The organism is Agrobacterium pusense, assembly GCF_900102105.1.
GTDB classification, from domain to species: Bacteria; Pseudomonadota; Alphaproteobacteria; order Rhizobiales; family Rhizobiaceae; genus Agrobacterium; species Agrobacterium pusense.
On sequence record NZ_FNBB01000004.1, the window covers coordinates 358,830 to 383,605 of the forward strand.

At 58.9% G+C, this 24,776-nt stretch carries 22 protein-coding genes; 14 read left to right on the forward strand and 8 right to left on the reverse strand.

The features are described 5' to 3' along the window. Positions 1 to 28 precede the first annotated feature (28 nt). The 3 genes from BLU28_RS13470 (at position 29) to BLU28_RS13480 (ending at position 3,361) form a co-directional block, all read left to right on the forward strand. The gene (locus BLU28_RS13470) at positions 29 to 943 is read left to right on the forward strand and encodes an ABC transporter substrate-binding protein (protein WP_077986452.1); all 915 of its coding nucleotides are present in this window, start codon (positions 29 to 31) and stop codon (positions 941 to 943) included. Between the two features lie 101 nt (positions 944 to 1,044). After that, positions 1,045 to 1,785, forward strand: a complete 741-nt coding sequence (gene hutC, locus BLU28_RS13475) for a histidine utilization repressor (protein ID WP_022563531.1) — start codon at positions 1,045 to 1,047, stop codon at positions 1,783 to 1,785. Between the two features lie 88 nt (positions 1,786 to 1,873). After that, entirely contained in the window at positions 1,874 to 3,361 is a 1,488-nt protein-coding gene (locus tag BLU28_RS13480) for an HAL/PAL/TAL family ammonia-lyase (protein WP_004438133.1), read from the forward strand. A 64-nt stretch (positions 3,362 to 3,425) separates the two neighbouring features. Here the strand turns inward: BLU28_RS13480 and BLU28_RS13485 are convergent, their stop codons facing one another. Both BLU28_RS13485 and BLU28_RS13490 read right to left on the reverse strand, forming a co-directional pair. Continuing rightward, a complete protein-coding gene (locus tag BLU28_RS13485; protein WP_044459936.1) occupies positions 3,426 to 4,172 on the reverse strand; it encodes a phosphate/phosphite/phosphonate ABC transporter substrate-binding protein in 747 nt (248 codons plus the stop codon). A 20-nt stretch (positions 4,173 to 4,192) separates the two neighbouring features. Beyond that, on the reverse strand, positions 4,193 to 5,227 hold the full coding sequence (locus BLU28_RS13490) for a fatty acid desaturase (protein WP_022563528.1): 1,035 nt from the start codon (positions 5,225 to 5,227) through the stop codon (positions 4,193 to 4,195). Positions 5,228 to 5,361: 134 nt separating this feature from the next. Here BLU28_RS13490 and BLU28_RS13495 point away from each other — a divergent pair, with 134 nt between their 5' ends. The 3 genes from BLU28_RS13495 to glgX all read left to right on the forward strand — a co-directional run bounded on the left by BLU28_RS13495 (position 5,362) and on the right by glgX (position 9,063). Beyond that, positions 5,362 to 6,198, forward strand: a complete 837-nt coding sequence (locus BLU28_RS13495) for a helix-turn-helix domain-containing protein (protein WP_006698704.1) — start codon at positions 5,362 to 5,364, stop codon at positions 6,196 to 6,198. 319 nt (positions 6,199 to 6,517) lie between these two features. Next, the gene (locus BLU28_RS13500; protein WP_004438121.1) at positions 6,518 to 6,706 is read left to right on the forward strand and encodes a DUF2934 domain-containing protein; all 189 of its coding nucleotides are present in this window, start codon (positions 6,518 to 6,520) and stop codon (positions 6,704 to 6,706) included. A gap of 281 nt (positions 6,707 to 6,987) precedes the next feature. Next, the gene (gene glgX, locus BLU28_RS13505) at positions 6,988 to 9,063 is read left to right on the forward strand and encodes a glycogen debranching protein GlgX (protein WP_077986453.1); all 2,076 of its coding nucleotides are present in this window, start codon (positions 6,988 to 6,990) and stop codon (positions 9,061 to 9,063) included. A 110-nt stretch (positions 9,064 to 9,173) separates the two neighbouring features. Here the strand turns inward: glgX and BLU28_RS13510 are convergent, their stop codons facing one another. Further along, a complete protein-coding gene (locus BLU28_RS13510; RefSeq protein WP_077986454.1) occupies positions 9,174 to 10,412 on the reverse strand; it encodes an amidohydrolase family protein in 1,239 nt (412 codons plus the stop codon). 81 nt (positions 10,413 to 10,493) lie between these two features. On the opposite strand from BLU28_RS13510, the gene BLU28_RS13515 reads away from it, so the two are divergent. Beyond that, entirely contained in the window at positions 10,494 to 10,892 is a 399-nt protein-coding gene (locus tag BLU28_RS13515; RefSeq protein ID WP_077986455.1) for a nuclear transport factor 2-like protein, read from the forward strand. A 23-nt stretch (positions 10,893 to 10,915) separates the two neighbouring features. Here the strand turns inward: BLU28_RS13515 and BLU28_RS13520 are convergent, their stop codons facing one another. Continuing rightward, a complete protein-coding gene (locus BLU28_RS13520; protein ID WP_037090971.1) occupies positions 10,916 to 11,620 on the reverse strand; it encodes a GntR family transcriptional regulator in 705 nt (234 codons plus the stop codon). A 232-nt stretch (positions 11,621 to 11,852) separates the two neighbouring features. Between BLU28_RS13520 and BLU28_RS13525 the strand changes: the two genes are divergently transcribed. The 6 genes from BLU28_RS13525 to BLU28_RS13550 all read left to right on the forward strand — a co-directional run bounded on the left by BLU28_RS13525 (position 11,853) and on the right by BLU28_RS13550 (position 18,355). Then, positions 11,853 to 12,692 (forward strand): ABC transporter ATP-binding protein, encoded by an 840-nt coding sequence (locus BLU28_RS13525; RefSeq protein ID WP_006698709.1) that lies wholly within the window; start codon positions 11,853 to 11,855, stop codon positions 12,690 to 12,692. A 3-nt stretch (positions 12,693 to 12,695) separates the two neighbouring features. Beyond that, positions 12,696 to 13,469: an ABC transporter permease gene (locus BLU28_RS13530; RefSeq protein ID WP_077986456.1), complete on the forward strand. Its 774-nt coding sequence runs from the start codon at positions 12,696 to 12,698 to the stop codon at positions 13,467 to 13,469. 29 nt (positions 13,470 to 13,498) lie between these two features. Beyond that, a complete protein-coding gene (locus BLU28_RS13535) occupies positions 13,499 to 14,521 on the forward strand; it encodes an ABC transporter substrate-binding protein (RefSeq protein WP_004438105.1) in 1,023 nt (340 codons plus the stop codon). Between the two features lie 99 nt (positions 14,522 to 14,620). Next, a complete protein-coding gene (locus BLU28_RS13540; RefSeq protein ID WP_175477698.1) occupies positions 14,621 to 16,180 on the forward strand; it encodes a gamma-glutamyltransferase family protein in 1,560 nt (519 codons plus the stop codon). Between the two features lie 466 nt (positions 16,181 to 16,646). Next, positions 16,647 to 17,771 carry a zinc-dependent alcohol dehydrogenase family protein gene (locus BLU28_RS13545; RefSeq protein ID WP_077986458.1) on the forward strand — a complete coding sequence of 375 codons (1,125 nt, stop codon included), beginning with the start codon at positions 16,647 to 16,649 and terminating at the stop codon, positions 17,769 to 17,771. A 71-nt stretch (positions 17,772 to 17,842) separates the two neighbouring features. After that, entirely contained in the window at positions 17,843 to 18,355 is a 513-nt protein-coding gene (locus BLU28_RS13550; protein WP_223216989.1) for a 2'-5' RNA ligase family protein, read from the forward strand. 52 nt (positions 18,356 to 18,407) lie between these two features. Here the strand turns inward: BLU28_RS13550 and BLU28_RS13555 are convergent, their stop codons facing one another. Continuing rightward, positions 18,408 to 19,202 (reverse strand): SDR family NAD(P)-dependent oxidoreductase, encoded by a 795-nt coding sequence (locus BLU28_RS13555; protein WP_077986459.1) that lies wholly within the window; start codon positions 19,200 to 19,202, stop codon positions 18,408 to 18,410. Between the two features lie 121 nt (positions 19,203 to 19,323). Here BLU28_RS13555 and BLU28_RS13560 point away from each other — a divergent pair, with 121 nt between their 5' ends. Then, positions 19,324 to 20,265, forward strand: a complete 942-nt coding sequence (locus BLU28_RS13560) for a GlxA family transcriptional regulator (protein WP_234794413.1) — start codon at positions 19,324 to 19,326, stop codon at positions 20,263 to 20,265. A 68-nt stretch (positions 20,266 to 20,333) separates the two neighbouring features. On the opposite strand, the gene BLU28_RS13565 is transcribed toward BLU28_RS13560, so the two are convergent. Genes BLU28_RS13565 through BLU28_RS13575 form a run of 3 tightly spaced genes read right to left on the reverse strand, consistent with a single transcriptional unit; the run spans position 20,334 to position 24,455 of the window. Then, the gene (locus BLU28_RS13565; protein ID WP_077986461.1) at positions 20,334 to 21,401 is read right to left on the reverse strand and encodes a lipocalin-like domain-containing protein; all 1,068 of its coding nucleotides are present in this window, start codon (positions 21,399 to 21,401) and stop codon (positions 20,334 to 20,336) included. Then, entirely contained in the window at positions 21,391 to 23,799 is a 2,409-nt protein-coding gene (locus BLU28_RS13570) for an ABC transporter permease (RefSeq protein WP_077986462.1), read from the reverse strand. Before BLU28_RS13570 ends, BLU28_RS13565 begins: the two co-directional genes overlap by 11 nt. Beyond that, entirely contained in the window at positions 23,796 to 24,455 is a 660-nt protein-coding gene (locus tag BLU28_RS13575; RefSeq protein WP_077986463.1) for an ABC transporter ATP-binding protein, read from the reverse strand. Before BLU28_RS13575 ends, BLU28_RS13570 begins: the two co-directional genes overlap by 4 nt. Positions 24,456 to 24,776 lie beyond the last annotated feature (321 nt).

Here is a 24,776-nt window from a genome sequence, read left to right on the forward strand (position 1 = left end):
CCCAGTAAAAAACAAGAGGAGCAGCTGCATGGCATTCAGGATTTTAAAAGCCGCTGGCGCATTGGCCTTCATGGCGCTTTCGGCGACCACATCGTTCGGCCAGACCGACCCGCTGGGCGCGGCTCCGGCGGCGCGAACGGACACCTCGACCATCATCGTCGGCTCTGCCGACTTCCCCGAAAGCCAGCTTCTGGCGACCATCTACGCCAAGGCGCTTGCTGCAAAGGGCATCAAGGTGGAGACGAAACTCAGCATCGGCAGCCGTGAGGTCTACATCCCTGCCCTGCTCGACGGCTCGATCGATCTCCTGCCCGAATATGCGGGTGCGACGCTGAGCTATCTCGACAAAAACGCCACCGCGCACGCACCGGCGGACGTGGCGGCTGCGCTCAAGGCCGCTCTGCCAAAGGGCGTGTCGATGCTGACGCCATCTGAAGCACAGGACTCGGACGGCGTCGCCGTGACACGCGCAACCGCCGAGAAATACAAGCTGAAGACAATTGCCGATCTGGCACCGGTCGCCTCAGAATTGGTGCTCGGCGGTCCGCCGGAATGGAAAACCCGTAAAGAAGGCATCATCGGCCTCAAGGACATTTACGGCCTGGAGTTCAAGTCCTTCAAGTCGCTCGATGTCGGCGGTCCCTTGACGCTGTCTGCGCTGGTGAACGATCAGGTACAGGCGGCAAACCTTTTCTCGACGGATCCCGCCATTGCCGCCAATGATCTCATCATTCTTGAAGATGTGAAGAACCTCTTCCCGGCACAGAACATCGTCCCGGTTATCGCGACGCCAAAAGTCAGCGATGTCGTGACAACGACGCTCAACGCCGTATCCGCAGCCTTGACCACCAAGGATCTCATCGTCATGAACGGTCGACTGGCCAATCATGACAGCTTCGGCGTCGTCGCCGAAGAGTGGCTCACGGCCCACAAGTTGAACTGACCATCATTTGCGGGTATGGCACACCCATTACCCGCATACATGCATTTCCCTATGTCAGACGCCGAGATTTCGGGCTGTGACGACCAAGCGACTTGGAACCCATGCACACGGTAAAGAAACAGGTCGAAAATCGGCAGGATGAAGCGGCAATTTCCCCGCCGCTTTACGTCAAACTCAAGGACTACGTTCGCAGCCGCGTCGAAACGGGCGAATGGTCGATCGGCCAGCGTGTACCATCGGAGAATGAACTGGTGGACATGCTCGGTGTCAGCCGCATGACCGCCAACCGGGCGCTGCGCGAACTCGCGGACGAAGGATTTCTGGTTCGTGTCCGAGGCAAAGGCTCGTTCGTTGCAAGTAAAAAGCGAACGTCCCAATTCCAAAGTGTTCCCAATATTGCCGACGAGATCAACCAGAATGGCGGCATTCACACGGCAAAGATCGTTCTGCTTCGCACGGAGACATGCGATGCCGAACTCGCCGAAGCGCTCTCTGTCGATGTGGGCGCGACGGTTGCTCATTCGATTATCGTCCACGCGGAAGATTCCGTCCCGATGCAGATCGAAGATCGTTTCGTAAACCACGGGATCGTTCCGGATTACGTCAATCAGGACTTCAGCACCAGAACGCCGAACGGCTATCTCACCGCCGTGGCACCGATCATCAGGGCTGAACAACATATCGAGGCCGTTACAGCGCAGCCTTGGGAATGCAAGCTTTTGGCGATCTCCAAAGCAGAGCCCTGCCTTCTGGTGCGACGCCGGACATGGTCTGACGTTGGTGTCATCTCGTCGGTGCGCCTGCTCTATCCCGGAAGCCGCTACCGCCTGTACAGCACCTGATACACAGGCAGGCGTACAAACCGGATCAGTCAATGGCAACACAATGTCGTCGTCTTCCGTCTAGACGGCGTTCCCCGAGGAGAACCTCATGACGGTCATGTTGGACAAGGCCCTGAGCTGGCACGATGTCGCCCTTGTGAGCCAAGGCGATCATCTCGTCCTTTCGGACGAAGCCTACCGGCGGATCGAAAGGGCAAGCCGAATTGTCGACGGCATCGTTGAAAACGGTATCCGTGCCTATGGCGTCAACACAGGTGTTGGCGCTCTGGCTGACACGGTGGTCGATCGCGCTGCCCAGGGAAAGCTTTCCCGCAGTATCGTTCTCAGTCACGCCTGCGGCGTCGGCCCATTGCTTGGCCGTCACGAGGTACGCGCAATCATTGCCTCACAAATAGCCAACTTCGCCCATGGTTACTCCGGTGTCCGCAGGGAGATCGTTGCCCATCTGACGAGGTTCCTGGAATGCGACTGTATCCCTGATGTGCCCTCAAAAGGGTCAGCCGGATATTTGATACATAATGCCCATATTGCGCTCGTGTTGATTGGCGAAGGCAGGGCAAAGCTCGGTGGCAAATCATTCAGCGGTCGGGACGCTTTGGCGGAAATGGGCCTTCAACCGCTCGTTCTTGGCGCCAAGGAAGGTTTGAGCCTTGTCAATGGCACGTCATGTGCGACGGGCCTCTCCAGTGTCGCTCTGGCACGCGCAGCACGGCTGCTTGATTGGGCGGATGCTATTGCCGCGCTGACTCTGGAAGCGGTCGGTTGCCAGATGTCGGCCTTCGAAGAAGCCGTGCTCTCGCTACGCTCCTCACCGGGCATGGCAACGGTGGGAAAAGCCCTCAGGACGCGTCTTGAAGGCAGCGGTCTCATCGAAGCGTCGCTTGGCAAGCGTACACAGGATGCCCTCAGCCTGCGCGCCATTCCCCACGCGCATGGCGCGGCACGCGATGTGTTCGATAGCTGCGCGACCATCATCGACCGAGAACTGGCCTCCGTGACAGACAATCCGGCGCTCGCCGGGTCACCGGAAGAGCCCATCGTATGGTCGCAGGCTCACGCGGTGGCCCCGGCCCTTGGACAGGCAGCCGATAGTCTTGCCATCGCACTCTCCCAGATCGCGGCGATGAGCGAACGGCGGATTGACAGGCTCGTCAACCCTCTGGTGAGCGGGCTTCCTCCATTTCTCGCTTCCGATCCCGGCAGCCATTCCGGTTTCATGATCGCGCAATATACCGCAGCTGCGCTGTCCAACGAAAACCGGCGCCTTGCGGCGCCCGCTTCCACCGATGGCGGGCTGACCTCCGCTCTGCAAGAAGACTTCCTGGCTCATCCAACCGCCGCCGCCAACAAGCTCCTCGCAATTATCGAAAATGCCGAATATATCCTGTCGATAGAATGGATGGCGGCGACACAGGCGCATGATTTCATTCAATCCGTTGCGGCAAGGGCGCCCGGTACCGACGCGCTCTACGGCCTGCTCCGCACCCATGTCGCCCCTTACTCAGATGACCGGCCGCCTTCGGCGGACATCGAGGCTATCCGATCCCTTATGTCGCAAAACACGCCGCCAAACTGATATCAGGCGGCGCTACAGGCACATGCAAAACCGGTTGACGGCCACACTGTCTCCAGCTTCTCCGTCACATCGCGAGTTTAATATCCATACCCTTAGCGCGGATGAAGGGCAGGCCTCTGCGCCGCGCGGTCCAGCCGACAACGTGAAGGCCTGCTGCTGCCGGCTCATATCGTTGGGCAATCATCCAGGATTTGCAATCAATCGCGGCAATATCGGCATCACCGTGGGCAACGGCAATCACCGAAGCGCGGTGCGAGCCAGTCTCAACCAGTTCCGGGAACATATCGAGGCCTTGACCGGCCGCCTGTAAATCGCGTTTGAGGCTAAGATAACCGGACAGGGACCGGTGCTCATTAAACGCCAGCCTTTTCTGACCGAAAAATCCGAGCGGCAGAATTGCCTCGCCTTCCTCGGACGGGGCGACGTCGTCGCCGCCTTCACCAATCCGGGCGATGAGGGCACTTGAGTAAAATGCACCCGCGCCGCCTGTGATCCCGTCATAATTGCCCTGACCGATGACCTCGACGTGATCTTCGAGGCCAAGCTCCATAGGACCCCAGCATGTCTGGGAAACGAGAAGGTTTGGATGGCGCCACAAGACTGCGAGATCGAGGGAGAAAGGATCAAGCGTGGCAGGATCCGGAGCGATGACGGATCCTGCCTCATCACGAATGCCACCGGGAACAGGCGGCATATCTGCGTTGCTCCGGACAAGACGCTCGGGAGCACCGATACCTTGCGCAAGAAATCTTACGCGCATTCCCGCCCACATGGCATCGGTCTCAGCACGCAATTCCGGCCAGTCATACATCGGCAGCGCCGCTATCAAGGTCACGTCGAGGCGTCCGATCTCAAGGAATTATCGGGCATCACGTAGGCTACGAAATCAGTTGGCACATAGGCGACGGCCGTTGTTGCGGGAACCAATTCGGGCCGTCCCAATACGGGATGCACCACCGGCTCTTTCGCACGGAAGGCAAAAGCGCGGAAAACCTCGAAGTAATTGGCAAAAACATAGCCCTCGTTCATCGTCTGCCATTCGGCGCGTCTGGCCTTATAAAGCGATGGCAGCTTATACCACGCCGCAGTCGGCAGCTTGTGATGCACGAAATGCAGGTTGTTGTAGAGAAACAGGGGGGCCAGAACGGAGTTCTCGACGATGATCGTTCGCCCGTCCGGCCGCTCGGCCCACTGGTGCTCACAATAGGAGCGGATGGCGATGATGGAAATGCCGAGATAGGCAGCGACACCGATATATTGCCAGAGCGGAATACCGAACAGCAGGGATATGACCAGCAACGTGGGAATGAGACCAGCCATATGCAGAACCCAGGCATAGATGACCCGCCGGTCACCTTTGGCGATCTTTCGCCACTCCGATATCGTGAATCCGACGACCATCAGCGGCGGACCGATCAGAAGGCGTCCAATCAGCGTGTTGTTCCATCCGAGCAATGTCTTTAAAAATCCAGGCAAAGTCTCCCAGTCGCCCATGGCGCGGTAATAGCTTTCCGGGTCATCGAACGGGTCCGTCAGCCGCTCATCCGCATGGTGCTGCAGATGTGTCCGCTTGTAGCTGCGGTAGGGATAGAAAATCCCGAGCGGGGCAAACACCAGCGCTTCATTGAGCCTTGCGTTGCGGGTCGGATGCCCATGCAGCACCTCGTGCTGAAGTGATGAATGCAACGCGACAGCGATGCCCATCAAGACAAGCGCTGCAAACGGATAAAGCGGATAGAGGGCGTAACCAGCGCCGGCCCAGAGACCATAACAGACGATCAGCAATCCTATCGTCGGCCACTCGATCCTGAGCGACTTCGGGCGAGGCCGGCTTACTGCGTTGGATTCACTGGCAATGTCACTCATAATATCCCTCGATTAGAATGTAATGAGAGATTTTCACCCCAGGGCGCGGTACACAACGGGATTATGGTTACCAACCGTTGATTTTGATCACAAAAAGTAGAATATGGTGACAATTGTAAACAACGAGGTGAAAAGTGGACAAGCGCGCGCTTTCCAACCTGTTTCGCATCAGGCTGACGGAGCTGGTTTCCCGCTCCGGATTAAGTCATTCGGCCTTTGCAGCCGAGATCGGGATCGACCGGTCGGCTCTGTCGCAGCTTCTATCAAGCGATTCGGCGCGGCTGCCGCGCGTTGAAACGCTTCTGAATATTGCCGAACGTCATTCCGTTTCACTGGACTGGCTGCTTGGCATTTCGCACGATCCGGGGCTGATGGGCGAACTGCGCCCGAGCTTCGAGATAGAGGAAGGTGGCGAAGACTACACCGACACCCTCCTGATGAAGTGGCATGCAGAGGCCGCGGGCTCCAAGATACGCTACGTGCCGGCCCGTATTCCCGACCTGCTCCGCACGCCACAGATCATCGCATTCGAGGCGAGATCCGCGCATCAAAGCGTCAAGGCGCAAGCAAGCGAAACGGCATTCAGGCTCGATTACAATCGTCAACCGGGCACGGACATGGAAGTGTGTATGCCACGCGAGACACTTGAGGCCTTTGCCCAGGGGAGCGGCATGTGGCGGGGACTGAAAAGGGAGATACGTGCCGAGCAGCTTCAGTACATGTCAAACCTGATCAATGAACTCTATCCGTCGTTCAGATTGTTCCTGTTCAATGAGAAAGAACGGTTTTCCGTGCCCTATACGATTTTCGGATCGCAACGCGCTGCGATTTTCGTCGGCGGCATGTATCTCGTGCTGAACAATGCTGAATCCATCCGAAAGATGCAGCGGCACTTCGATGAGTTGATCCGCTTCACGCGTGTTCACGCGCATCAGACTGCCGACTTCGTCAGGACGCTCGAAGTTTCGTGAAGCGAGCCCTCGGCATCCGCCGTCCAGAAATCATCCGACACAAGGCCTGCAACGCCATCTAAATCCGGACTGAGCCGCCGCGTCGTTCACGCTATGCCCGCCTTTGGGGTCATCCTCACACACTCCGGCTGCTTCCGCCGTTCCGGGGCTCTTCCTGTTCCCACAATACCGGGCGCGTCATCCGCCTCAGTGAGATCGCCATGTTCGCGGACAACAATGGTGACGGTTGCCTGATGCCCACGCGGCGCGACCGGAACTTTCGTTGGTGGCGAAGGTTGGGGCAGGACAATATTGCTTCACACCTCAAAGGGAGAATGAAATGGGCACCGATCGCGAGGAATGGATTTCGAAGCGCGCTTACGAACTGTGGGAGCAGGCCGGTCGTCCGGAAGGTCAGGACGAAGAGCAGTGGCATGCCGCAAGTGCCGAGTGGGAAAGTGAATTCGGTCCGGTCGACGCCCCGGTCCCGGACGGCGCAGCGGAGGAAAACCTGTCACCGCAAACGTAACAGAAGCTCGATTTCACCACAAAACTGCCAGACTGTTCAGGAGCGGCGCAACGTCCTGAACAGTCGCTCATCGCCGGGGCGATAATATCAGCGCCCGTCGGTCTTTGTCTGTCCGGCCGACATCGGAGAACTCACTCGCGAAACCGAATGGCCCATGCCTCTGGCTGCAAGATTGTCGCCATACGGGAGGGAACGTTCCTGACGCATCCGTGTTTCTCATGCGACGAAAGCACCGCGTCTCCACTCACCCGCAAGATCCCACCCGTTTTCCAGAGGCATCCATGATCAGCAGAAACTCCCGTATTCTCGCCGGTGACCACCGTCAACTCGGCGCGACTGTGGACCGAGATGGCGTGAATTTCGCGCTGTTCAGCGCCCATGCGGAGCGGGTGGAACTCTGCCTGTTTTCAAGCGATGGGACCGCGGAGATCGAACGCCTCGAGCTTCCGGAATACACCAACGAGGTCTGGCACGGCTATGTACCGGGCCTGAAAGAAGGCGCACTTTACGGTTACCGCGTTTACGGGCCGTTCGAACCCGAAAGCGGGCACCGGTTCAACCCTAACAAGCTTCTGCTCGATCCCTATGCGCGCGAAGTCGTGGGCGACATAGAGTGGGGGCAGCCGCAATTTGCTTACGTGACAGACAGTCCGGACAAGGACTTGTCCTTCGACGACACTGACAGCGCGCCGTTTGTGCCAAAGGCTCGCGTGGTTGCCAGGTCCGATGCGCCAAGGGGTCAACAGCGCCCCGACATCCCCTGGTCGAAGACAATATTTTATGAGACCCACGTCAAGGGTTTCACGCGGCTTCACCCCGCCATTCCGGAAGCTCTACGAGGCACATTTGAGGGCCTTGGGGAGAAAGAGATTGTCGACTACGTCAAGAGTCTGGGGGTCACCTCCATTGAGCTGCTTCCGGTACACTGGTTTCCGGACGACGCCCATTTGCTGGAAAAAGGTCTGAAAAACTATTGGGGATATAATACGCTTGCCTTCTTCGCTCCGGCGAACCGCTACATGGGTCCGCGGGGCATCCGGGGCTTTCGGGACATGGTTCGCGCTTTCCATGGCGCCGGGATCGAGGTCATCCTGGACGTCGTCTACAATCACACCGCCGAAGGCAATGAGATGGGACCAACCCTCTCTTTCAGAGGCATCGACAACTTCTCCTATTACCGCACAATGCCGGACGAACCGCGCTACTACATCAACGACACCGGCACCGGAAACACGGTAAACACTTCCCACCCGCGCGTTTTGCAGATGGTTACGGACTCGTTGCGCTACTGGGCGCAGGAGATGGAGATCGACGGGTTCCGATTTGATCTCGGCACGATCCTGGGACGCGAGCCGGAAGGGTTCGACCAGCGCGGCGGTTTCTTCGATGCCGTCGGGCAGGATCCCGTGCTGTCACGTCTGAAGCTTGTTGGAGAACCGTGGGACATTGGGCCGGGCGGCTATCAAGTCGGCGGGTTTCCGCCAGGCTGGGCCGAGTGGAACGACAAGTACCGCGATACCGTGCGGGATTACTGGAGAAACAGGGATGGCACGACCAGAGATTTCGCCGCCCGTATCCTCGGCTCCGGCGATGTTTATGACTTGCGCGGCCGTCGTCCCTGGTCCGGCGTAAATTTCCTGACAGCGCATGACGGCTTCACGCTCAACGATCTCGTTTCATATAACGACAAGCACAATGAGGCGAACGGGGAGGATAACAAGGACGGTCATGGCGACAACCGAAGCTTTAATTTTGGCGTGGAAGGGCCATCCGATGACGAGGGAGTGATTACTCTCCGCGACCGTCAGAAGCGAAATTTTCTTGCGACGCTTTTTCTTTCTCATGGAACACCGATGCTTCTGGCTGGCGACGAGTTTGGCCGCAGCCAGATGGGCAACAACAATGCCTACTGCCAGGATAACGAACTGAGCTGGGTGCATTGGGAGGATCTACCCGCAAGCGCCGCACAACTGCGCGATTTCGCCCGCAGATTGATTTCGCTGCGTCACGAACATTCGATTTTGAGGCGCGACGACTGGCGCGACGGAATGGTCATAACGTGGTACAACCCGGCGGCCAGCGAGCAGACCCGGGAGCAATGGGATGATCCCGGCGCCACCACCATCGGGCTGCGTGTTCGCCGCGATCACGATGAGGAAGAAGGTTGGGATGATATCCTCATCCTGTTCAATCCCCATGACGGGTCCGTTCCATTCGCTCTTCCGGAGGTGAGCGGAGGATGGGTGGAAGTCCTCACGACAGTCGATCCCGAAGCGACTGACCGAAAAATCGAAGCCGCCGAATATGTTCTGATCGACCGTAGCCTCGTGCTATTGCGTGCGGGAAAACAACCTTAAAGCGGAATAAGAGCGCTTCGCAGGATATTATCCTGTTCGGGGCCGGCGCCGGCCCACCGGGACCGCAGGTCGGAGGAGAACCAGAACGACGCAGCGGTGCTCCAAAAATGTCAAGGCCGGAACACCGTAGCGGCTGGCCTGACAAAACTCTTGCGCCCCCGCTTGAAACCCATGACGGGCTCGCCCAACCCGCCGAAGACCTCGGTCTCGTCTTCGCCTTCCATTACGAGGATGTCGGCCATCGCGCCGACAACCAGCCCGTAACCGTCGATCCGCATCAGCCGGGCTGCATCCTCCGAGACGAGATCCAGGCAGGCCGCGAAATCCTCCGGCCCGAGATGCATCACATTGGCGTAGAGATTGGCCATGCGCAGAAGTGAACAGTCGCCAAAGGGCGTGAACGGGTTGAGTATGTTGTTGCTGGCGATCGATGCCGTGACGCCCCGATCCTTGAGGATATGCACGGGTGCTATGCCTCGCACGGCGCGAAAACCGGCTTCCCGACCGTTCAGATAGAGATCGGTCGAAGGCAGCGCCGTTACCGCGACGCCCGCTTGGAACAACCGCGCGACCCGACGTTCAAATATTGCTTCGTTCATGGTTGCAAGCTTGGTCACGTGGCCGACAGCCACCCGCCCGCCCCAACCGGCTTTTTCCGTCCGGTCGCAAATCTCCTCAAGATGCCCCCAGCTTGGATCGAGGTCAAAGTCCAGATGGAAATCCAGGTCCACGTCATGTCGCGCGGCCAAGGCGAAAAGCCGTTCCATCTGGCCGGACGGATCGCTGTCTGTATAGGGGCAGCCGCCGAGAAGGTCCGCACCTTCGACAAGCGCCTGTTCGAGCAATTCCTCCGTGCCCGGATCATTGGTCAGCCCTTCCTGCGGAAACACGCAGATGGAAAGATCGAGTGCAAAAGCATAATCCTGTCTCAACCGCTTCATCGCCTCGAAACTGCGCAAGCCCACCCGCGGATCAACCTCCACATGGGTGCGCATGTGCATCGTACCCTTGCCAATTGCCATCTCTATCGTCCGGGCTCCGCGGGCATAGACGTCCTCGACCGTATAGTCCCGCTTCAGACGGGCAACCGCGGCAATCGCGCCCTTCAGCCCGCCTCCTGCATCGCTGCAACGGCACAAGAGGCACGACTTGTCGAGATGAACATGGGTATCGACGAAACCCGGCAGCACCAGCCTCCCACCGACTGCCTCATCCTTCCGGCCTGCTCCCGTCGCGATCTGACCAATAGCGGCAATGCGGCCATTGGTGACGCCTATATCCTGCAGCGCGGCGCATCCGTTCACGCGTGCATCGCGCAGCACAAGATCGAAGGATTCTTGAAATGACATATTGCAACTCGATGGGTAGTTTGCGTAACAATAACTGTATGCACTTTTGAAGAAACATTCGCAACAGATTTGGAGATTCCCATGAACGAGGCAACAGAACGCGATCTGCAATCGGTGAAGGACTATCTCGCTGCCTCAATGGCGCGCGATCCTGCTGGCGCCGCGACCTATGTCGCCCCGGGCTTCATCTGCCGCTTTACCGGCAATCGGCTTTTTGACACACCGAGCGGCCCAACCGACTTCAACACGGCTCGCTATAAATGGGTGAAGAAGCGTATCGAGCGTTACGACGTCGTGCCTGGCGAAACGGAAACCATCATCTATAGCCTCGGCTATCTCTACGGCGAATGGCCGGACGGCACCCCTTTCGACAACAACCGATATATCGACCGATTCACCGTGCGTGACGGCCTGATCCTGGATACAGACGTCTGGAACGACAGCGCCGAATGGATACTCGACCCATCCGTCGCCCGCTAAACGTCAGAGGAGCCCGGCTCCTTTCAGTCTGCATAAGGCGCCAGGATATCCATCAGGTCGCGTGGCTTGGCGCCTGAGCTTTGCAACAGCGCCCGCGAGGCAACCGCCTCGAGATGCTCGACCATCATCGCCTCAGCCTTCTCCGCCGGCCCGGTGCGGATCACCTCGATCAGGTCAAGATGCTCGCTGACCGCGCAGTCGGAGGAGTGTGGCCGCCCGAAGGCAGCAAGCGACAGGCCTGCACGATAACAGATTTCCGTGACATATCGGATCAGGATAGGCTTGCCGGTCATCTCTGCCAGAAGCACGTGGAAGTCTGTGGCGAGGCGGATCGAAGCGCCTTCAGGCCCGTGCCGGGCCTCATGCTCGGCCTCAACGATTGCCCTCAGCTGCTTGGCCTGCGCGTCCGTCAACTTGCCCGCGAGACGTCTCACCACCTGCTTTTCCAGATCAAGGCGGATGTCAAAAATATCCCGTGCATCCTCGAAGGATGGCGTAGCGACCACGGCGATACGGTTTCGCCGAAGGTCGATGAGACCTTCGGCCGCAAGCTGGCCGAGCGCGTGACGGGCAATAGTGCGACTGACACCGAACCGCTCACCGAGCGCATCCTCCGGCAGCCGGTCACCCGGCTGCAGCGCCCGCTCGATGATGGCACGGCGCAGAGCCGTACAAATCGCTGCGACGCGATCCCCTTCACCTCTTACCGAACGTTTACTGCCGGTCATTGCCAACCCTCTTCTACGGCCAATCGATAAGCGAGGCGACGGGGAAAATCAACTCGGCGCGCTGCCGCATTTAAATGCAAGGCAAATCAAAAATGCCCAAAACACATGCATACAATTAGTGCATTCATTTTACACGTCGGAGATATCGCATGCAGAACAAGACAATTGAACATGCATGTATGTTGGCACGTTGATTGCATACAGTTATCGAAACGCTTTTCACGGTGACCTAATGCTGACTGTGCCTAAACTGACGACATCCGCCGCTCCCGCCGTGGAGCTCTCGCAAGCCGCGGTTTCCTTCGGCCGCAAGGAACAGGCAGTCGTTGCGCTGCAAGAGACGAATCTGCGCATTGCCGACGGGGAATTTGTGGCACTCGTCGGCCCCTCCGGCTGCGGCAAGTCAACGATCATGCGGCTTACCGCCGGCCTGCTGCAGCCGACCAGGGGCGCGGTCATCGTTGGCGGGCGAGAAGTTGGCGCCAAGGCGCTGCGCATCGGCATGGCCTTCCAGAACCCGACCATGCTTCCCTGGCTGACGATAGAGCGCAACGTGATGTTGCCACTCAAGATCGTGAAGCCGTTCCGTGCCGAATACCGAGCGAAGAAAAACGGTGAATTCCGCGACCGGGTCCGCGCCTTGCTTGCAGATGTCGGCCTGGACAAGTTCGCCAGCCATTACCCATGGCAGCTCTCCGGTGGAATGCTCCAGCGCGCCAATCTCTGCCGAGCGCTCGTTCACGAACCCAGCCTGCTTCTGCTCGACGAACCCTTTGGCGCGCTCGATCAATTTACCCGCGAAGAACTATGGGGCACGATGCAGTCGCTCTGGATGAAGCGCAAGCCGACCGTCCTGCTCATCACCCATGACCTGAAGGAAGCAGGTTTCCTGGCATCCCGCATCTGCGTCATGAGTGCGCGGCCCGGTCGCATTATCGATGATAGCCCCGTCGATTTCCGCCGCCCCCGCACAATCGAAATGACCTTCGAGCACGATTTCGTCGCGCTCAACCAGCGCCTGCGCGAACTCATCATCGATGCCCGGTCTGACACCGCTATCCAGGGAGCCTGACCCATGACCTACGAATTGCGCCGCCGCTTCTGGGCCGCCGCTCTCATCCTCGCGTTCTTCGTCCTTTGGGAAATCCTCTGTATCGCCTTGCAGGTGTCCGATCTCGTCGTGCCTCGTCCAAGCCAGGTCTTCCAGACGCTTGTCGAGCGCTTTCCGATCCTCGTGCCACATATAATCCAGACACTCTGGACGACGATGGTTGGCTTTGTCCTCGGAGTGGCGGTCGGCGTTGCCATTGGGGCTGCAATCGGCGTGTCGCGCGTGGCTTACGACACGGCTTACCCTTTGTTGATCGGTTTTTCGTCGATCCCCAAGGTAGCGGTCGTGCCGATCTTCGTTCTTTGGTTCGGCTCCGGCTCCGTGCCGGCAATTCTCACTGCGCTCGCCATGTGCTTCTTCCCGATCGTCGTCAACATCGCTACCGGCCTTGCAACGACCGAGCCGGAGCTGGAGGACGTGCTTAAATCGCTGGGCGCAAGCAAGCTCGACATCCTCTGGAATGTCGGACTGCCGCGCACGATGCCCTTCTTTTTCGCCTCGCTGAAGATCGCCGTCACCTTCGCCTTCGTCGGCTCTGTCCTGTCGGAAACCGTGGCCTCCAACCGCGGGATCGGCAATGTCATGATGTCGGCCTCGTCCAATTTCGATGTGCCGCTGGTCTTTGCCGGCCTTTTCATCCTCGCCCTTCTGGGTGTGCTTCTCTACGTCGCCTTCTCCCTTATCGAGGCACGCGTCACGGGCTGGGCCGCCCGAGGCCAGAATTTCACTGCCGCCTGAACATCTACTCAAAACAAATGGAGCCAGACATGCTGAAGAAACTGATCTCGACTCTTGCACTTAGCCTTTGCCTCGGCGGTGTCGCCCGGGCTGACACGGATATCAAGTTCACCCTGGGCTGGAAGACGCAAGGCTCGGACGCCCCCTTCCTGCTCGCCTTGCAGAAGGGCTACTTCAAGGACGAGGGCCTCAATGTCACCATCGATCAGGGCGAGGGTTCGGCGGCAACGGTCACGCGTATCATGTCGGGCGTCTACGATGCCGGCTTCGGCGATATCAACGCCATCATCCAGAATGCCGCCACACGGCCGAACGACGTGCCCGTCATGGTCTACCAGCTTTGGAGCAAGCCGCCCTTCGCCATCGTCAGCAAGAAGGAAACCAACATCACCAAGCCGGCCGATCTGGAAGGCAAGAAGCTGGGCGGTGCGCAGGGCACACCTACAACCCGCCTCGTCAACGTGCTGGGTACGATCAACAAGGTTGACATGACCAAGGTCGCGATCGAGAACATGGGTCCCAACCTGCAGGAGCCGATGCTCATCAAGGGCGATATCGACGGCGCCCTCGTGTTCAACATCACCAGCTGGTTCAACCTCATCAATAATCGCCAGGACCCGGCAAAGGACTACAACTGGCTGTCCTTCGGCGATTATGGCCTTGATCTCTACGCCAACGGCATGATGGTGTCGCAGAAACTCGTCAAGGAAAACCCGAAAGCGGTGGAAGGACTGGTACGCGCGGTGAACAAGGCCACCAGGGAAATCGCCGAAAATTCCAGGGCAGGCATAGAGGCCGTGTTGGCCTACGACAATCTTGCCAAGGAAGAACTCGAACTTGCGCGCATGAAATTCTCCTACGAGAACCTGATCATCTCGCCGGAAGTCGAAAGGCTCGGCCTCGGCGACGTTGATGACGCTCGTCTTGCGCGTTCGATCGATATCGTGGCCGAAGGCTATCAGCTGCCTTCCAAGCCAAAGCCCGAACAGGTATTCACCCGCCAGTTCCTGCCGTCCTTGGACGACCGCAAGCTCGCCTACAAGATCGACTGAGCGGGCCACGATGTGCATCCCTGGCCGGAAGTTTCCGGCCAGTCCGTCAAGAGAGGAAATATCATGTCGCTACGTGTGCCGGAAGCTGCCCTGCCGGGAATGGTCACCAGTCCACATCCCCTGGCAAGCGAAGCCGGCGCAGCGGTACTAAGACGTGGCGGCAATGCTATCGAGGCGGCCGTTGCGATCGCTGCGACGCTTGCGGTGGTGATGCCGCATTTTTGCGGTCTGGGCGGCGATGCCGTATGGCTGGTCGCCGACAAGCAGGGCCTCTGCCGGTCCTTTCTGGGAATAGGTCAGGCCGCGGCGGTCCTTCCCGACTATCAGACGGCAATCCCGCTACGCGGCCCCTCTTCCATGATCACGACCGTCTGCGCCGTAGATAGCTGGGGTCATGCCCTGGCGTTTGGACAGCAGCATTGGCAAGGCCGCGAGCAGCTTTCCGATCTTCTGATGCCCGCAATAGCTTTTGCGGAAAACGGATACCAGCCGGGCAACACACAAGATTTCTGGCTTGAATTCAGACGCCCCGAAATAGCCCACTGGCCGGGTTTCGCAGCCGCGTTTGATCATCCAGCAAGCATGGGCATTTTCACGCAACGTCCGCTTGCTCGAACCCTTCGGCACATCGCCGAGCATGGCTATCGGTCGTTTTATGAGGGAGAGTTGGCGCGCCGCCTTGGAGAGGCGATGGTTTCGCTGGGCTCGCCGATCACTGCTGCCGACTTGCAGCTCACCCGCACCCGCGATGCGGAACCCGTGTCGCAGGACTATCGCGGCCTAACGCTTTTCGCCCCGCCCCCGCCGACGCAGGGGCTTTCCACACTTGCAATCCTTGGCATTCTGTCCCGGCTGGATTTGGCGTCACTGCCGCCATCAAGCGCAGCGCGTTACCATCTTTTGGTTGAAGCCGTGAAACAGGCGTTCCTCGATCGCGAGCATATCGCCGACCCGGATTTCGCCGACGGCAACTCTCCCGGCTTTCTTGACCCAACCCGGCTTGAGAAGAAAGCTCAGGCCATCGACCACGAGCGGGCGCTCGAATGGCCTCATGCTTACCAGCATGGTGACACGGTCTTCTTCGCGGCAACCGACGAGCAGGGGCGCTGTGCAAGCGTGCTTCAGAGCACATATTTCGACTGGGGCAGCGGCGTGGTCGTTGGCGACACCGGCGTCATCTGGCAGAACCGCGGCGCGGCGTTTTCGGTTGCAAGCGGCCATCCGAACGCCATAAAGCCTGGAAAGCGGCCCTTCTATACCCTCAACCCGGGCATCGCGTTCAAGGATGGATCCCCCTATTTGCTTTACGGAACGCAAGGGGCAGATGGCCAGCCGCAAACATTGTCGCTGGTGCTCACAGGCCTGCTCGACTACGGCATGACGCCCGAACAGGCTTTGGCACAACCTCGTTTTCTGCTTGGCAAGACATTTTCCGACGTGCATCACAGCCTGAAAGTCGAGCAGTCGCCTGACGCGAACATTATCGGGGGACTGACTGCGCTTGGGCATGACGTCTTGCCACTGCCGGCACTGTCGCCGATTTTCGGACAGGCGGGCGTCATCTGCATCCAGGATCAAGAAACGATTCTTGGATCCCACGATCCACGTGGTGAAGGCGTTGCCATGTGTGTTTCCACCGATCGAAAATCAGCAACGTAGTTTCCGTGATCAAGCAGCAGCTCTCATGGCGTCCTCCCTGGTCTCAAAGAGTATCGAATGGTTTTCCTGCCATCGGCGCGATTTTCGTGAAGAGCAAATCCTGATCTTGCCACTGTTCTTCGAAACTCGTGATTGAGCGGGCGCTCATTTCGGGATCGAGCGCACCCAGTTCTACCGCCGTATCCGTCGATATCGAGCGGAGTGTTCACTGCCTTGCTCCAAAGCAGGTCTGTAGCATCTGGCCATTGCTTTCGCGTCCACGCGCAAAGGCCGCGCGGAGGGCGTATCGCCTTCGACACCATCGCATTCAGATCGCGCTGGCTATAGGGGACAGACGACGCTCCTCGCCGGTTTTTGCACGCCGGACGGGTTGGTCAATCCAATTCAAAACAGTTTATGCCACTCCTTGCATTACTGGTGGACGGATATCGTGTATTTCTGGGGAAAGTCGGTGAAGGAGGGAATAATGCGGGTCAAAGCAGCTGTGTTGCAGAGGATGAATGTGTCTCCTCCTTACCGCGAAAGCAGGCCTCTTGCGATTGAGGAAATCGAACTTTCGCCGCCCGGCCCCGGCGAAGTCCTCGTTCGCATCCGCGCCGCCGGCCTTTGTCACTCCGATCTTTCCGTCATCAACGGTGACAGGCCCCGGCCAATGCCGATGGCGCTGGGGCACGAGGCAGCCGGCGTTGTCGAGGCCCTTGGGGATGGGGTCCGGGACCTCGAACCGGGTGATCACGTCGTAATGGTCTTCATGCCGAGCTGCGGGCATTGTCTGCCTTGTGCGGAAGGTCGGCCAGCGCTTTGCGAACCGGGTGCTGCGGCCAACGCAGCAGGAACACTTGTCGGCGGCGCGATGAGGCTGAATTATCACGGTCAAACCGTCCATCATCATCTCGGGGTATCCGCTTTTGCCGAATATGCCGTCGTTTCGCGCAATTCGCTTATCAAGATCGACCGCGACCTGCCATTTGTGGAAGCCGCGCTTTTCGGCTGCGCGGTTCTGACGGGCGTGGGCGCAGTCGTGAATACGGCCGAGATAAAGGCCGGCTCAACTGCCGTCGTCATCGGGCTGGGCGGCGTTGGTCTTGCCGCGGTGCTGGGAGCCCGGGCGGCTGGCGCCAGCAAGATCGTCGCCGTCGATCTTTCGGAGGAAAAGCTGGCGCTTGCCGGTGAACTTGGCGCGACAGCAGTGGTGAACGGACGCGATGAAGATGCCGTCGAACAGGTTCGACAGCTTACCTCCGGTGGCGCTGACTATGCATTCGAGATGGCCGGTTCCATTCGCGCTCTCGAAAATGCCTTCAGGATGACCAAACGCGGCGGCACGACCGTGACCGCAGGCCTGCCGCCGCCCTCCGCGACCCTGCCGGTGAACATCGTGCAACTGGTTGCCGAGGAGAGGACACTCAAAGGCAGCTACATCGGCACCTGTGTGCCCGTCCGCGATATTCCGCGGTTCATCGCACTTTACCGTGATGGGCGGCTGCCGGTGAACCGTTTGCTCAGTGCAAGGCTCAAGCTCGAGGATATCAACGAAGGTTTCGACCGCCTGCATGACGGAAGCGCTGTACGCCAGGTCATCGAGTTCTAGGAGCTGCGACGGGATGCCACTGCCACCGAGATCGCTTCGGAAACCCGGGCGACAAGCCCGGATCCGCTAATTTGAAGACACGCCATCCGATGATCCTGACAGCCCGCATCGCAGAGCACGATCTCATGCCCTTCGATCTGCTTCGTCAGCAATATTTCCCGCAGGACCGGAATTTCCTGCGGGCGCATCTGACGATGTTTTACCGCCTGCCGGGCGAATATGTTGATGTAATTGGCGAGAGCCTTCGATCCATTGCGAAAGGTACCAGCGTGATTTCGGCCCAAGTCAGCGGTGTCCGTCACCTCGGTGCTGGCGTCGCGTTCACGATCGAAAGCGCGACGCTGAGCTCGGTTCGTGGTGCCCTGCGGAGCGATTTCGTCCAATGGCTTGGCTCCCAAGACATGCAGGCGTGGCGACCGCACATCACGGTTCAGAACAAGGCTTCGCGAGCGAAGGCGAACGAGCTTTATCGCACGCTTGCAGATGGCTTCTCGCCCCACGACATCACGATTGTAGGGCTTGACCTGTGGAGATATCTCGGTGGCCCCTGGGAAAGGGAGGCCACCGTGCCTTTCACCGATTGATACGCTGCGGCGAAGATTCCGAATGTCTCAAACCATAAAGGGCGCGGACGTTTCAGGCTGCCGCGATCAGACGCGTTGCCGGCCGGGTGGCGGAAAGCTGAGGGCCGAGCGCGAGACGTGCCGCCTCATAGGCGTGCCATAGCTCGACATCCCTGAGCGCGGGAATGGTGCTGGTTTCCCCCTGATCGAGCCCGGCCAACGCGGCATCGACCATATCCTCGGCCTGCATGACGATCTCGTCGGGAAGATGTTCGACCGGCAGGCCTCCGATTGCCCAGAAGTCGGTCCGGGTGGCACCGGGCAGGACGGCCTGCGCCCGGATGCCACGGTCCGCGAGTTCGTGATTGAGCGATGTGGTAAACGCCTGCACAAAAGCCTTGGTACCACCGTAAACGCCGTTGAGCAGTTCTGGCGCAACCGCAACGATCGAAGCGATATTGATCACCGTGCCGCCGCCGCGCGCCACCAGGCCTGGCACTGCCGCGTATGTCAGGCGCATCAAAGCGGTCACGTTGAGCCGGATCATGGCTTCCATGCGATCGACATCGCTTTCCAGCAGCGTCGTGTGGGTGCCGATACCGGCGTTGTTGACCAGCGCCGTGATGTTGGCGTCTTCACGCAGCACTTTCTCAACGCGGGCAAGATCGGCCGTATCGCCCAGATCGGCGGCAAGCACTTGAACCACACGACCCGTCTTGTTCGATACCTCAGAGGCGAGCGACTGCAGCTTGTCCCCGTTTCGGGCTACAAGGATCAGGTCATAACCGCGCGCGGCTAGACGGTCAGCGTAGATTGCGCCGATGCCGGTTGAGGCGCCGGTGATGAGTGCAGTTCCCTTTGTGGTCATTGATCTGTTCCTTGTTCGGGGGAAAGCGCCATCGCTTTCGACACGGACGTTATGGACCAGATGACATTTGTCCGATATGACGTATAAACTACGTTTTTAAGACACAGGATAGGAGGAACGGGTGCCTCATATTTCCATGGTGCTAACGCCGGGTTTCCAGTTTCTCGCGCTGGGCGTCCAGGCTGCTTTCGAGTTGGCCAATGTGTTGAAGGATGAAACCTATTATACGCTCTCGATCACCTCGGTCGAAGGTGGCCCCGTCATGTCGTCCAGCGGTTTTTCCGTACCGACCACAAAACTCGATGAGGTGGGACAGGTGGATACACTGCTTCTTCTGGCAGGCCTCCTTCCGCCTCCGCAGCAGGATGAAGCAACGCTTGCCACCTTGCGCGCAATGGCCAGGGCATCGCGGCGGGTCGCAGGGCTCTGCACCGGATCGTTTCTGCTTGGGCAAATGGGATTTCTCGACGGACGGCGCGCAACCACCCACTGGTCCTATGCGCAGGAGATGCGCAGGTCCTTCCCAAAGGTGCGCGTTGAAGACGATCGCATCTTCATAAACGAGGGACCGGTCTGGACATCGGCCGGCCTGACCGCCGGCCTGGATCTCGCATTGGCACTGATCGAAAAAGATCTGGGACGCGATGTGGCAGGCGCGATAGCCCGAAGACTTGTAATGCATCATCGCCGGGCCGGTGGTCAGTCGCAACATTCTGAATTGCTCCAACTTGCACCCAGCAGTGACCGCATCCAGAAGACGCTGATCCATGCGAAGACACATCTTGCCAACCCTTTGACCGTCGAGGAACTGGCTGAGGTCGCGGCACTCTCGCCCCGTCAGTTCAGCCGTGCGTTTCATGCCGAAACCGGCCAGACACCCGCCAAGGCCGTGGAGCAAATCCGCCTGGAGGCAGCTCGCCTGATGATCGAGGAGACCCGGCACCCGATGGATCAGATCGCGCGCGAAAGTGGTTTCGTCGATCTTCGGCGCATGCGCGATGCCTTCATGCGGCAGTATGGACAACCGCCGCAAACCATCAGGCGGCTTGCAAGGACCGCCTGATTAAATAGTCTGAAGAGAGATAAGTGCCCTTTCACCTGGGTGAGACCCCCGACGCTTAAGAGCCGAGTTCAATAACCGGTCATTTCCAGATAGCCTCGTCCCGAGGCCGTTCCCGTAAACTCGACTGGTCCCTCCCAGTAAGGGGTCGAGGTCGCCATCCATGCCTGCTCGTTCAGCGCCGTCGTTTTGATGTCGAGACCCCGGCTTGGAATCTTCAGGTTCCATTCCACCGGAACCGCCTTGCCGTTCACCGTTGCGGTCCGCAAGGGCGAAATCTGTATCTCCCGGGGATCGACCGGCGAGGTCGTGCCATCGGCCGAAATCCAGTTGGCAGACGTATAACCTCCCTCGTCATCTCTCAGCCTAAACGCCATCATCTTTTCGCCGGATGCGAGGTGGAGGGAAAACCAGTCCCATCCCGTCTGATTGGAAGCGAGGGGCTGGGATGACCACTCACGATCGAGCCAGGCTTTGCCTGTCACCTGCAGGACCCGGCCCTCAAGAACGACGTTGCCGCTGACCTCGTAGAAGGGTTGGGAATAATAATAGCTGGCCTGCCCGGCGGCTGATTTGACCGAAAAGCCCCTGTCCCCCTGAAGAACCAACGGGCCGTTTGCCTGAAGTTTGAGCTGATAATGGAAACCTTTGCCGTTGGCGTTCAAGTCAATTTTATCGAGAGGGTCGGCATGTCCGGTCACTGCCGTCTTCATCTCCCAATTATCTATCCACGCCTTAAAAGGAGCGACCCCGACACCCCCCTGTCCAATGCCGCCGCGCGCCAGTCTTTCGGCAACATAATGGCGGCTGGCGGTTGTCACGGCGGCGTGGCCCAGCCAGATCTGCGGATCCGCCCATCCTGCCCGCTCGCCGGGCTGGAGCGCCGAACGAAAAAGCGTCCATTGAGCCCCTAGCTGCTCACCGTCGGCGGTCTGGAGATTTGCGGTGACGTACCACCATTCGATCCTGAAGTCCGGATGCGGCCCATGCTCCCGTGGAAAAACCAGCGGCACCCCTCGTCGTGGAACGCTGAAGCCTTCCGCATTTGACCCCAGTCCGGCGAAACCCTGCGCTACCGATGCCGCCGGCGCGAGAAGACAACAGACGAAAAAAAGACGAATGATGGGCCTAGCGTTCATTGGCAAATATCCTGAGAAGGTCCGTGGGTGTCGTTTTCGCCAATCGCCGGACCGGGATCAAAACCGACATGATGGCGGCCACGAGGGCGACAAGGCCCAGTTTCAGCCATTCCATCGGGAAGAGGATCATCGGCAGCCGCCATCCGAACGCTTCCACATTGATGATCACGAGGAGAACCCAGGCCAAAACAAGCCCGACGGGAATGGCGGCCACGAAAGTTATGAACCACAAAGCGAGTGTGCGGATAAACTCCAGCCACGCCAGATCACGACGGCGAAGTCCGAGCGCCCAGACCGGGGCCAGTTGCGGCAACCGGAGTGAGGCGAGCGTCAAGAGGCTTGAAAACATCGCAAAACCGGCAACGCCGAGCGTCAGGACGTTCAGGGCGCCCGTCACCGCAAAGGTCTGCTCGAAAATGGCTGCGGATTGCCGCTTAAGAGATGCCTGGTCAACGATATTGGCTTCCGGCAGGCCGAACTCGTCCATCAGGCTGCGTCGAAAATCCGCCACCTCCTCCGGCGCAAGGCGAAGGCCATATCGCAGTTTTTCGACATCTGGATAGTGCTCAACAAGAGTATCAATGCCGATAATCACCTGTCCGGACGGATTGCCGTAATCCGAAAATACGCCGACGACGGTAGCGCTCCAGCCACCTGGCAACTGGATCTTCTGGCCAGGTGAAGCCTTGCCGGTCCGCCACAACTGCTCATTGACGATTGCGCCCCGGCCGCTCGCAATTTCATCCCAGGTCGTGGGCGAGCGAAGGATCAACGGCCAATGATCCCTGTAGGTAGGATCATCGGCGACACCAAAAATCTGCACCTGTTCGCCTGAAACGTCACCACGGCTGCTCCAGATGGGCAGAACCGCGCGCGTATGTTGAGGAAACCACTGGCGTAGCTTCTCGGCTTCCGTCTCGTCTCGCGCTGTCACGTAAACCTCTGCTGCAAGTCGCTGATCGAGCCAACCCAGAAATGTCTCTCGAAAACTCGAGACCATCGTGCCGACGCCGATATTGGCCGATAGCGCAAGCAGCAATGCCATCAAAGCAAGGGAGAGCCCGGGCAATTGCTGACGCGTATCTGCAAAGAACCATCGCACCAGTATGTGTCGGGAAACGTGTTCGCCTGCCTTCATGGCAAAGGAGAGAAAAGGAGGAAGAATGAATGCCGCGCCGAGCAGCAGCGCGGCCAGAACCGCAAATCCGGATAGGAGCCCACTGCCAGTCCAGACAAGCAGGCCGGACAGCACGATCAGAAATGTGCCGATTGTTGCCTGTAGCACCAGCCCCCTGACCGATGCCATTGTCCATGCCCGGCTATGCGCCGCGGACAATATCGGCATCCGCCAGACACGCCATAGATGTTGCAGCGAGGAAAGCCACGTCCCGATCAGCGCCATGCCTAGACCAGCCAGCCACCATTCAGGCCTGATGGAAAGTGAGCCTGAAACGCTCGCCCCGTAAAGCCCACTGAGCGTCGCGGCAACCCCTGGCAGAAGTGCAGAAGCGATGACATAGCCGAGAACGACGCCAAAGGCGCCGGACAAGAGGGCAAAAAGCGTAATTTCAAAAACGAGCATCACCGTGAGTGAGCCGAGCGAGATGCCGAGCGATCTCAAGGTTCTGAAGGTTCCTCGCCTCTGCTCGAATGACAGACCGGTTGCGGAATAGGCGATAAACAGACCAACGACAAAAGCAAGGAAGCCGAATGCCGTGAGGTTGAGATGAAAACTGTCGGTGAGCCGCGCAACGTCCGATCGCCCGCCCGCTTCTCTTATTGTCAGGTCCGGTGCTGCAACCGCGATTGCCTGACGATCCACTGCTTGTGAGGGTGAAATGACGATCCGGCTGAGATCTCCTTTGCGTTCGAGGATGCGGGCGGCAGTGGAAATGTCGACAAAGGCCGCCCCGTCGGGAATATTGGCCGTCGGTCTGACGGCAAGACCCGCCGTATCCTTTAAGGCGCTGGCCGTCGCCGGTGAGACGATCATAACGCCGGGCGCGGTCATGAAGTCTATAAGGCCGGATCGGTCCGAAGGGGGAAGTACCGATCCATCCGAGGGCATCGTCAACGGGTCAATCCCGATCAGCCTGATACGCGTCGTCCCGAACCGGTGTTGACCTTCGATGACCGGAGAGACATCCAAGCCGGCCCGGCGAAGTCTGGCGTAGGTTTCCAAGGCAATCATGCCGCCGTCTTTGGCGACCAGCTGATCCAGCTGGTTTTGAGACAATAGCGAGGCCGCCCTGTCATAGCTGGCACGCGCTTCGGAATTGATGGCCTGTACGGCAGACCATAGCGCTGTCGCGAGCGCCACGCCCATGACGAGCATCAAGAATTGCAGTGGTCTGTAGCGCCAGTGCGAGAGCAGCGCACTGAAGGCGGTCGCGTTCATTGCGACACCTTTCCGCCGCTGAGGGCAATGCGCCGATCGAGTTTTGCGGCGAGCCGGCTGGAATGGGTGACGAGCAGAAGCGCGATTTTCGCTGACGTCGTCAGTCGCAGCATGATGTCGATTACGATATCTGCGGTGTTCTCGTCGAGATTGCCGGTCGGTTCGTCGGCAAGGATCAGCGGCGGCCGGGCCGCAAGCGTCCTTGCGATCGCAACCCGCTGCTGTTGCCCTCCCGAGAGCTGCTCGGGATAACGGTCGAGGAGCACCGCAATTCCCAGGGCTTCGACCAGTGTCTTTTCCCACGTCCGATCAAAACGGCCCGCGAGCTTTGCGTGGAAAGAGACATTGGAGCCGACATCGAGGCTCGGAATCAGATTGAACTGCTGAAAAATCAAACCGACGTCAAGCCGGCGAAATATTGCGCGGTCTCTGTCGTTAAGATCGGTGATCGTACGGCCGTTCACCATGATGGTGCCGCTGTCGGGCAGATCAAGGCCGCCAACAAGATGCAGGAGCGTGCTTTTGCCGCTGCCGGATTCTCCCGTCAATGCAAGGCTCTCTCCCGCGTCAACGCTCAGATCAACGCCATTGAGAACCGGTATCGTCCCTTCGGCGGTCTGATAGGTCTTTCTGAGGCCGGAAATTGATAGGATCATGGGAGCTTTGGTCTCTAACTAATCTTATATGATCGGATGTGGTCACAGATTTCAACCAAGCTGACCCGACGATGTTCCCTTGGCGCGAGACAGAAGCCCGCCCCGATTTTGTCTACCAATACGATGTCCACCACTTCCACGGGTATTTGGAATCAATGGCCAAGTCGGATAAGCCTGTTTGCGGATGTGGTTGCGATTTGCTGCGGATCATTCGAGGTTTGAGGTGACGGACGAATTTTCTGCTGAACTTGATGACTTGCATCGCACTACCTTCGACTACTTCTGGTCCGGCAGCCATCGCGAGAGCGGACTTCCCAGGGA

Bases quoted from the DNA above. Each gene is read 5' to 3' on its own strand.
- BLU28_RS13470 (WP_077986452.1), top strand. From the start codon at position 29: ATGGCATTCAGGATTTTAAAAGCCGCTGGCGCATTGGCCTTCATGGCG.
- hutC (WP_022563531.1), top strand. From the start codon at position 1,045: ATGCACACGGTAAAGAAACAGGTCGAAAATCGGCAGGATGAAGCGGCA.
- BLU28_RS13480 (WP_004438133.1), top strand. From the start codon at position 1,874: ATGACGGTCATGTTGGACAAGGCCCTGAGCTGGCACGATGTCGCCCTT.
- BLU28_RS13485 (WP_044459936.1), bottom strand. From the start codon at position 4,172: ATGTATGACTGGCCGGAATTGCGTGCTGAGACCGATGCCATGTGGGCG.
- BLU28_RS13490 (WP_022563528.1), bottom strand. From the start codon at position 5,227: ATGAGTGACATTGCCAGTGAATCCAACGCAGTAAGCCGGCCTCGCCCG.
- BLU28_RS13500 (WP_004438121.1), top strand. From the start codon at position 6,518: ATGGGCACCGATCGCGAGGAATGGATTTCGAAGCGCGCTTACGAACTG.
- glgX (WP_077986453.1), top strand. From the start codon at position 6,988: ATGATCAGCAGAAACTCCCGTATTCTCGCCGGTGACCACCGTCAACTC.
- BLU28_RS13510 (WP_077986454.1), bottom strand. From the start codon at position 10,412: ATGTCATTTCAAGAATCCTTCGATCTTGTGCTGCGCGATGCACGCGTG.
- BLU28_RS13515 (WP_077986455.1), top strand. From the start codon at position 10,494: ATGAACGAGGCAACAGAACGCGATCTGCAATCGGTGAAGGACTATCTC.
- BLU28_RS13520 (WP_037090971.1), bottom strand. From the start codon at position 11,620: ATGACCGGCAGTAAACGTTCGGTAAGAGGTGAAGGGGATCGCGTCGCA.
- BLU28_RS13525 (WP_006698709.1), top strand. From the start codon at position 11,853: ATGCTGACTGTGCCTAAACTGACGACATCCGCCGCTCCCGCCGTGGAG.
- BLU28_RS13530 (WP_077986456.1), top strand. From the start codon at position 12,696: ATGACCTACGAATTGCGCCGCCGCTTCTGGGCCGCCGCTCTCATCCTC.
- BLU28_RS13535 (WP_004438105.1), top strand. From the start codon at position 13,499: ATGCTGAAGAAACTGATCTCGACTCTTGCACTTAGCCTTTGCCTCGGC.
- BLU28_RS13540 (WP_175477698.1), top strand. From the start codon at position 14,621: ATGGTCACCAGTCCACATCCCCTGGCAAGCGAAGCCGGCGCAGCGGTA.
- BLU28_RS13545 (WP_077986458.1), top strand. From the start codon at position 16,647: ATGCGGGTCAAAGCAGCTGTGTTGCAGAGGATGAATGTGTCTCCTCCT.
- BLU28_RS13555 (WP_077986459.1), bottom strand. From the start codon at position 19,202: ATGACCACAAAGGGAACTGCACTCATCACCGGCGCCTCAACCGGCATC.
- BLU28_RS13565 (WP_077986461.1), bottom strand. From the start codon at position 21,401: ATGAACGCTAGGCCCATCATTCGTCTTTTTTTCGTCTGTTGTCTTCTC.
- BLU28_RS13570 (WP_077986462.1), bottom strand. From the start codon at position 23,799: ATGAACGCGACCGCCTTCAGTGCGCTGCTCTCGCACTGGCGCTACAGA.
- BLU28_RS13575 (WP_077986463.1), bottom strand. From the start codon at position 24,455: ATGATCCTATCAATTTCCGGCCTCAGAAAGACCTATCAGACCGCCGAA.